Source organism: Vibrio sp. Vb1554, from assembly GCF_033344235.1.
In genome coordinates, this window is record NZ_JAWPOJ010000021.1 from 86,859 (window position 1) to 94,129 (window position 7,271).

The following is a 7,271-nucleotide window of genomic DNA, read 5'->3' on the forward strand; positions in this document are numbered from 1 at the left end:
TCCAACAAGCCTTGTCTGACGGTTACTTGACCCATGCGTTAACCAGTAGCAGTAACAGGATCAGTAACAGAAACAAGAGCAGTAGGCAGAAGCAGTATTGTCCAAGCCTTGCAGGCTTTGACGAGGGCGAGCAATCCCCACATCAAGCTTTTCAACACAAGAAATAAATCACCCACGACACAACGTCTTACTCGAACAACTACAGTTTTACCTACAATTTTACTTGTAGAAATCAGCATAGCATTAGATACTGTATAAACAAACAGTATTAATTATGATTTTTCGAGGTTCGTCATGAGTGTCTCGCTGATAGGCCGTAGCGGCGCACTTGTCTTCATCAAAGCCAAGCGCCTTCGTATTCCATTGTTCATGGAACGTGTTTCTGCTGGTTTTCCTTCACCAGCGCAGGATTATGTTGAGCAAACGCTCGACCTCAACGAGCTGTGCATCAAGCGACCGGCTGCAACGTTCTTTGTGCGTGTTGAAGGTGATTCAATGATTGATGCCGGGATTCACCCAGATGATATTCTGGTGGTTGATCGCTCTGTCCAAGCCGAACACGGTGACATTGTCATCGCTGGCATCCATGGTGAACTCACGGTAAAGGAGCTTCAACTAAGGCCGTGCGTCATGCTGATCCCAAGAAACCAGGTGTATGAGCCCATTCATATTCCTGAAGGGACAGAGTTAGAGATATTTGGTGTGGTCACCAATGTGGTGCGAAACATACGCCGTAAGTCGTGACTATCCCATGCCAGTATTTGCCTTGGTGGACTGCAACAACTTTTACGCCAGTTGTGAGAAGCTGTTTCGTCCTGATTTAAAAGATACGCCGATTGTGGTGCTGTCCAACAATGACGGCTGCGTGGTTGCACGGTCGCGTGAAGCTAAGTTACTCGGTATTAAAATGGGCGTACCCGTCTTTCAAATCAAAGCTGAAATGCAGCGCCATGGCATTTTGGCATTCTCGTCCAACTATGCGCTTACAGTTGGGAAATACTTTAGACATCACATGTTGTAATGTTTCAGGTTGTATAAATTAGACGTCGAGATGAGGGGTGGTTACAATTTTTACTATTGGTTAAGAAATATCTTGAAAAAGTAGATGTATGAACGCGTAACCCCCTGGGGGAAGGCTTAGCAGTGTGAATAACGGATGATTTAGGTGTTAATGTGATTGAACAAAATAGGTCGTTTCCAGATGACTTCGGCTTTGACTATTGTCTTATGTGGATTAGTACGGAGAAATATCCCTCATTTATAAGTAGGCCACACCCTGACAGACAGTGGCGAGATCATCCATGACGTTAGGGACAACTCAAAACCATTTGCTCATAAACTTCCAATTTTAATAGACCCCGATGGTATCAATGTGGTGCCAGTGAATCTATATCTTCACTCTTTGTTGGCAGATCCAGATATATCCTCCGATAAGACGATTCAATCCCATGCAGTTGCGTTATTGAGCTTCTATCGGTGGTTGAGCACGGAAATCCCCGAACATACACACCCAAGGACTGGCCTTCTGGTTGATGAAAAACCTCCGTTAACAATATATGACTGCACCGAGAAGGTAGAGGAAAGTCCAATCGTGAGATATCGAGACTATTTATTGGAAAACCTTTATACCAAGGATGAAACTGGAAAAGTCGGTGGTTCTCCAAGTACAGCCTCTAACTATGTTTTGAAAGTTGTCAATTACTTCATCTTCCTTCATCGCCAGCGGATCATTTCAATCAGCAAAACCTTTCGACCATTTGAGTTTAAGGCAAAGACTGTTCGCATAAGCAACAAAGGAAACAGAGCACAACATGAAATGCTCTCACATCTCAATCGCAGTCACAGTAAGGAAATTATTGTATACACCACAGGTCTCACTAGACCATTTAAGAACATAAAAAAACCTCAAGATGCTGATATTCGAGAGCTTAACCCACTTCGTGAAGATGAAAAACAAGAGCTTTATAAACACCTTGATATTGAAAATTCATCTGACACTAAAGCCCTAATGGTGTACTTAAAAACTGAAACGGGATTGAGATTGGAGGAATTAATAACATTTCCTGCCTCTGTCGTGGACAAGCCAAAAGCTAAAGTAGTTAAGGTGCAAATTGGTGAGAATATTAACGGTTGCTTAACCAAGTTCAAAAAAAACAGAACAATTGAAATCCCAGCCAGTGTCATGGATCTGTTGTACGAGTACAAGTTAAGTAAGGCGAGGAAGAAGGCTATTGAAAAAGGATTACTTCGCCATAACCACTTATTCGTTAAATCGAATGGCAATATCTACGCTCCAAACACCATTCAAAAGTATGTGGAAACTATCCGCAATGATTTGACACACTGTGGGCTTGATATTTATTTTGCCCCTCATGACTTACGAGCCACTTTCGCAACCGACTGGCTGTACAGCAAACATATGGAAACAGGTAAGCCCTTCGAGGCTTTGTTACAGGAGCTGGCTGATTTGATGGGGCATGAAAGCACCTCTACCACTCAAAAATACGTTAACTACATGAATGACAATAAAACATGGTTGGAATTCGCTCAGCGTAAAAATCAATTCGCACAACAATCGCTGAGGTGATGATATGGCAAAAAGTCGATTAGCAGCATCGAGAAATCAAAATAAATCACCCGCTCCGCCGATTACTAAGAAAAATGTTACTTCATTAGATTTGATCGTTGATATACGGCCAGAAGGGGTGCTAAACAGCACAAGACACAATTTTATTTATTGGTGTCATGAACAGTGTGATCCCAAAAAACCATTAGCTAAACCCTCTCGACTGGAAAGAATGCAAAAGCTAAAAAGATGGGTTGATCAAGAGAAGAAAAATGAAACCAATGCATGGTCTCTAGTAGTTAAATTAAGCGCCTTAAAGACTTACATTGCATTTTGCGACATTAAGAAGTTCGACCCTTTTAGTCAGGCTGGATATCTTTATTACGCTGGTAACTCAGGTGAGTTACGGCGCTTAGTTGACATTGCTAGTGAGCCTAAAAAATACCAATTTCAGTATCATAATGGTGAAGAGTTTGGTTTGTTGGAATCCTCAGCTCTTCAAAAAAAGATGAATCTCGACTCGATGCTTCCAGTGCTTGATTTTGATGTGTCAGTCCGCGGCTGACTGCCAGGACAGGAACACTGCTTGTTGTGCAAAGGTGTTGGCAGCTTCTTGTTGCTTGCGGATATGGTAAATGAACCCATCAGTTAACCGTTCCAGTGCCAGTTGTATCCGCTCTGTCAGGTGACATAGCAACCATAGATGCTGCTGTGCGCGTTTGAATCGTTTGAGTTTACTACCGTAATAGTTGATGAGCTCACCGAAGTGTTGTCGATTTTTAAGAGACAGATTAAGCCCATCGATAACGCCATTGATTTGCGTGCGCCATGGCGCTAACTGATGATAAAGGGCAAGCTCTTTTTTAAGTTCAGGTACGGTCAGACTTTTTGCACCGCCTCTGAGCTGGTTCAGGCTTAGTCCGTCATCAATGGCTGTTATGCTGTCCAGAAAGACGTGAAGTTCAGGACTGGTGAGTTGATTAAGTTGGTGCGCCAGGTCTTTTCTGACCTGCTGCATCGCTCTGCTTATCAGTCTCTGGAGTACGGTGTACCTAGGGATAGCAATGCTGTGACTGGTTAGGAATTCAATAGCAGTATCAAAGAGGTAACGCGGCTCCAGCCAGGCATTGCCCACCTGAACAAGGTGGTCGAAAAGAGAATTGAAGTGCTGACTTTCGTCCCATTTGTGATAACCAGCAAGGTCTAATACTTTTGCGTAGAGTCGATCTTTTTGTTTTTGTGAGGGAGTGAATGGTCTGAGCCCCTTGCCGCCAAGCAGCTCTTTACTGATGAACATTAAATCCTTAGAAACCTGCGAGTAAGCGATATCTAGGATGACGGGCTTTGATTTGAAGTATCCCAAAATCGCGACAAAGTAACATCTATGAGCTCTGAGACGAATTGACCGAAAAACTGCCAATTCCGCATCGTTCAGAGAAAAGTACAGACGTTGTTCTTCGATTGAAAAAATGGGTGGGGAATAAAGATCTGCCTGTTCTGCTCTCGTGAGAATAGTAATTTCGTTTTTGATGGCCATATCAGGGCTGTTCCGTATTAAATGTACGATATTTACCTAATTTGCCACACTTATAAGTAGTAACCCACCTCCGCAGCCATTTATTGGTGTGGTCTACAGAGGATTAAGTCTTTTTAGAGGGGAAAATCCCTAGAACCCCATCTCCAAACATATCAAGCGTGTCTGTATCCCACTCTATTGTAAACAAGACATTTTTATCTTTTATATTCAATGGCTTATTTTCCTGCTAATTGGTAATACCATGAAAAATACCATGCTCAGAAAAGGCTTAACAATATTTTGAAAAATTGCCTACTGAGCGCTGCCGCACAGCTCCATAGGCCGCTTTCCTGGCTTTGCTTCCAGATGTATGCTATTCTGCTCCTGCAGCTAATGGATCACCGCAAACAGGTTACTCGCCTGGGGATTCCCTTTCGACCCGAGCATCCGTATGAGACTCATGCTCGATTATTATTATTATAGAAGCCCCCATGAATAAATCGCTCATCATTTTCGGCATCGTCAACATAACCTCGGACAGTTTCTCCGATGGAGGCCGGTATCTGGCGCCAGACGCAGCCATTGCGCAGGCGCGTAAGCTGATGGCCGAGGGGGCAGATGTGATCGACCTCGGTCCGGCATCCAGCAATCCCGACGCCGCGCCTGTTTCGTCCGACACAGAAATCGCGCGTATCGCGCCGGTGCTGGACGCGCTCAAGGCAGATGGCATTCCCGTCTCGCTCGACAGTTATCAACCCGCGACGCAAGCCTATGCCTTGTCGCGTGGTGTGGCCTATCTCAATGATATTCGCGGTTTTCCAGACGCTGCGTTCTATCCGCAATTGGCGAAATCATCTGCCAAACTCGTCGTTATGCATTCGGTGCAAGACGGGCAGGCAGATCGGCGCGAGGCACCCGCTGGCGACATCATGGATCACATTGCGGCGTTCTTTGACGCGCGCATCGCGGCGCTGACGGGTGCCGGTATCAAACGCAACCGCCTTGTCCTTGATCCCGGCATGGGGTTTTTTCTGGGGGCTGCTCCCGAAACCTCGCTCTCGGTGCTGGCGCGGTTCGATGAATTGCGGCTGCGCTTCGATTTGCCGGTGCTTCTGTCTGTTTCGCGCAAATCCTTTCTGCGCGCGCTCACAGGCCGTGGTCCGGGGGATGTCGGGGCCGCGACACTCGCTGCAGAGCTTGCCGCCGCCGCAGGTGGAGCTGACTTCATCCGCACACACGAGCCGCGCCCCTTGCGCGACGGGCTGGCGGTATTGGCGGCGCTGAAAGAAACCGCAAGAATTCGTTAACTGCACATTCGGGATATTTCTCTATATTCGCGCTTCATCAGAAAACTGAAGGAACCTCCATTGAATCGAACTAATATTTTTTTTGGTGAATCGCATTCTGACTGGTTGCCTGTCAGAGGCGGAGAATCTGGTGATTTTGTTTTTCGACGTGGTGACGGGCATGCCTTCGCGAAAATCGCACCTGCTTCCCGCCGCGGTGAGCTCGCTGGAGAGCGTGACCGCCTCATTTGGCTCAAAGGTCGAGGTGTGGCTTGCCCCGAGGTCATCAACTGGCAGGAGGAACAGGAGGGTGCATGCTTGGTGATAACGGCAATTCCGGGAGTACCGGCGGCTGATCTGTCTGGAGCGGATTTGCTCAAAGCGTGGCCGTCAATGGGGCAGCAACTTGGCGCTGTTCACAGCCTATCGGTTGATCAATGTCCGTTTGAGCGCAGGCTGTCGCGAATGTTCGGACGCGCCGTTGATGTGGTGTCCCGCAATGCCGTCAATCCCGACTTCTTACCGGACGAGGACAAGAGTACGCCGCAGCTCGATCTTTTGGCTCGTGTCGAACGAGAGCTACCGGTGCGGCTCGACCAAGAGCGCACCGATATGGTTGTTTGCCATGGTGATCCCTGCATGCCGAACTTCATGGTGGACCCTAAAACTCTTCAATGCACGGGTCTGATCGACCTTGGGCGGCTCGGAACAGCAGATCGCTATGCCGATTTGGCACTCATGATTGCTAACGCCGAAGAGAACTGGGCAGCGCCAGATGAAGCAGAGCGCGCCTTCGCTGTCCTATTCAATGTATTGGGGATCGAAGCCCCCGACCGCGAACGCCTTGCCTTCTATCTGCGATTGGACCCTCTGACTTGGGGTTGATGTTCATGCCGCCTGTTTTTCCTGCTCATTGGCACGTTTCGCAACCTGTTCTCATTGCGGACACCTTTTCCAGCCTCGTTTGGAAAGTTTCATTGCCAGACGGGACTCCTGCAATCGTCAAGGGATTGAAACCTATAGAAGACATTGCTGATGAACTGCGCGGGGCCGACTATCTGGTATGGCGCAATGGGAGGGGAGCAGTCCGGTTGCTCGGTCGTGAGAACAATCTGATGTTGCTCGAATATGCCGGGGAGCGAATGCTCTCTCACATCGTTGCCGAGCACGGCGACTACCAGGCGACCGAAATTGCAGCGGAACTAATGGCGAAGCTGTATGCCGCATCTGAGGAACCCCTGCCTTCTGCCCTTCTCCCGATCCGGGATCGCTTTGCAGCTTTGTTTCAGCGGGCGCGCGATGATCAAAACGCAGGTTGTCAAACTGACTACGTCCACGCGGCGATTATAGCCGATCAAATGATGAGCAATGCCTCGGAACTGCGTGGGCTACATGGCGATCTGCATCATGAAAACATCATGTTCTCCAGTCGCGGCTGGCTGGTGATAGATCCCGTCGGTCTGGTCGGTGAAGTGGGCTTTGGCGCCGCCAATATGTTCTACGATCCGGCTGACAGAGACGACCTTTGTCTCGATCCTAGACGCATTGCACAGATGGCGGACGCATTCTCTCGTGCGCTGGACGTCGATCCGCGTCGCCTGCTCGACCAGGCGTACGCTTATGGGTGCCTTTCCGCAGCTTGGAACGCGGATGGAGAAGAGGAGCAACGCGATCTAGCTATCGCGGCCGCGATCAAGCAGGTGCGACAGACGTCATACTAGATATCAAGCGACTTCTCCTATCCCCTGGGAACACATCAATCTCACCGGAGAATATCGCTGGCCAAAGCCTTAGCGTAGGATTCCGCCCCTTCCCGCAAACGACCCCAAACAGGAAACGCAGCTGAAACGGGAAGCTCAACACCCACTGACGCATGGGTTGTTCAGGCAGTACTTCATCAACC

Annotated in this window: 7 protein-coding genes and 2 pseudogenes; 7 read left to right on the forward strand and 2 right to left on the reverse strand. The window is 48.2% G+C overall.

All coding sequences use genetic code 11. The features are described from left to right. The first annotated feature begins 294 nt into the window (after window positions 1-294). The 4 genes and pseudogenes from umuD to R8N28_RS17130 all read left to right on the forward strand — a co-directional run bounded on the left by umuD (window position 295) and on the right by R8N28_RS17130 (window position 3,131). The gene (umuD, locus tag R8N28_RS17115; protein WP_226083534.1) at window positions 295-744 is read left to right on the forward strand and encodes a translesion error-prone DNA polymerase V autoproteolytic subunit; all 450 of its coding nucleotides are present in this window, start codon (window positions 295-297) and stop codon (window positions 742-744) included. A 7-nt stretch (window positions 745-751) separates the two neighbouring features. Continuing rightward, window positions 752-985, forward strand: a pseudogene (locus R8N28_RS17120) (DNA polymerase V subunit UmuC); the annotation flags it as partial. Between the two features lie 606 nt (window positions 986-1,591). Further along, entirely contained in the window at window positions 1,592-2,587 is a 996-nt protein-coding gene (locus R8N28_RS17125; RefSeq protein WP_261393505.1) for a tyrosine-type recombinase/integrase, read from the forward strand. A 4-nt stretch (window positions 2,588-2,591) separates the two neighbouring features. Beyond that, complete coding sequence (locus R8N28_RS17130) at window positions 2,592-3,131, forward strand: hypothetical protein (protein WP_180824602.1); 540 nt, start codon at window positions 2,592-2,594, stop codon at window positions 3,129-3,131. Here the strand turns inward: R8N28_RS17130 and R8N28_RS17135 are convergent. Further along, window positions 3,120-4,103 (reverse strand): annotated as a pseudogene (locus R8N28_RS17135) (DUF4158 domain-containing protein); the annotation flags it as partial. The gene R8N28_RS17130 and the pseudogene R8N28_RS17135 sit on opposite strands and share 12 nt — an antisense overlap. A 470-nt stretch (window positions 4,104-4,573) precedes the next feature. Here R8N28_RS17135 and sul2 point away from each other — a divergent pair. Genes sul2 through R8N28_RS17150 form a run of 3 tightly spaced genes read left to right on the forward strand, consistent with a single transcriptional unit; the run spans window position 4,574 to window position 7,089 of the window. After that, window positions 4,574-5,389, forward strand: a complete 816-nt coding sequence (gene sul2, locus R8N28_RS17140) for a sulfonamide-resistant dihydropteroate synthase Sul2 (protein WP_001043260.1) — start codon at window positions 4,574-4,576, stop codon at window positions 5,387-5,389. A gap of 60 nt (window positions 5,390-5,449) precedes the next feature. After that, complete coding sequence (gene aph(3'')-Ib, locus R8N28_RS17145; protein ID WP_001082319.1) at window positions 5,450-6,253, forward strand: aminoglycoside O-phosphotransferase APH(3'')-Ib; 804 nt, start codon at window positions 5,450-5,452, stop codon at window positions 6,251-6,253. Further along, the gene (locus tag R8N28_RS17150; RefSeq protein ID WP_000480968.1) at window positions 6,253-7,089 is read left to right on the forward strand and encodes an aminoglycoside O-phosphotransferase APH(6)-Id; all 837 of its coding nucleotides are present in this window, start codon (window positions 6,253-6,255) and stop codon (window positions 7,087-7,089) included. Before aph(3'')-Ib ends, R8N28_RS17150 begins: the two co-directional genes overlap by 1 nt. On the opposite strand, the gene R8N28_RS17155 is transcribed toward R8N28_RS17150, so the two are convergent. After that, window positions 7,061-7,271, reverse strand: a 211-nt coding sequence (locus R8N28_RS17155; RefSeq protein ID WP_206926156.1) for a hypothetical protein, incomplete at its 5' end; no start/stop codon positions are given. The two genes, R8N28_RS17150 and R8N28_RS17155, sit on opposite strands and share 29 nt — an antisense overlap.

Bases quoted from the DNA above. Each gene is read 5' to 3' on its own strand.
- R8N28_RS17130 (WP_180824602.1), top strand. From the start codon at position 2,592: ATGGCAAAAAGTCGATTAGCAGCATCGAGAAATCAAAATAAATCACCC.
- umuD (WP_226083534.1), top strand. From the start codon at position 295: ATGAGTGTCTCGCTGATAGGCCGTAGCGGCGCACTTGTCTTCATCAAA.
- R8N28_RS17150 (WP_000480968.1), top strand. From the start codon at position 6,253: ATGTTCATGCCGCCTGTTTTTCCTGCTCATTGGCACGTTTCGCAACCT.
- sul2 (WP_001043260.1), top strand. From the start codon at position 4,574: ATGAATAAATCGCTCATCATTTTCGGCATCGTCAACATAACCTCGGAC.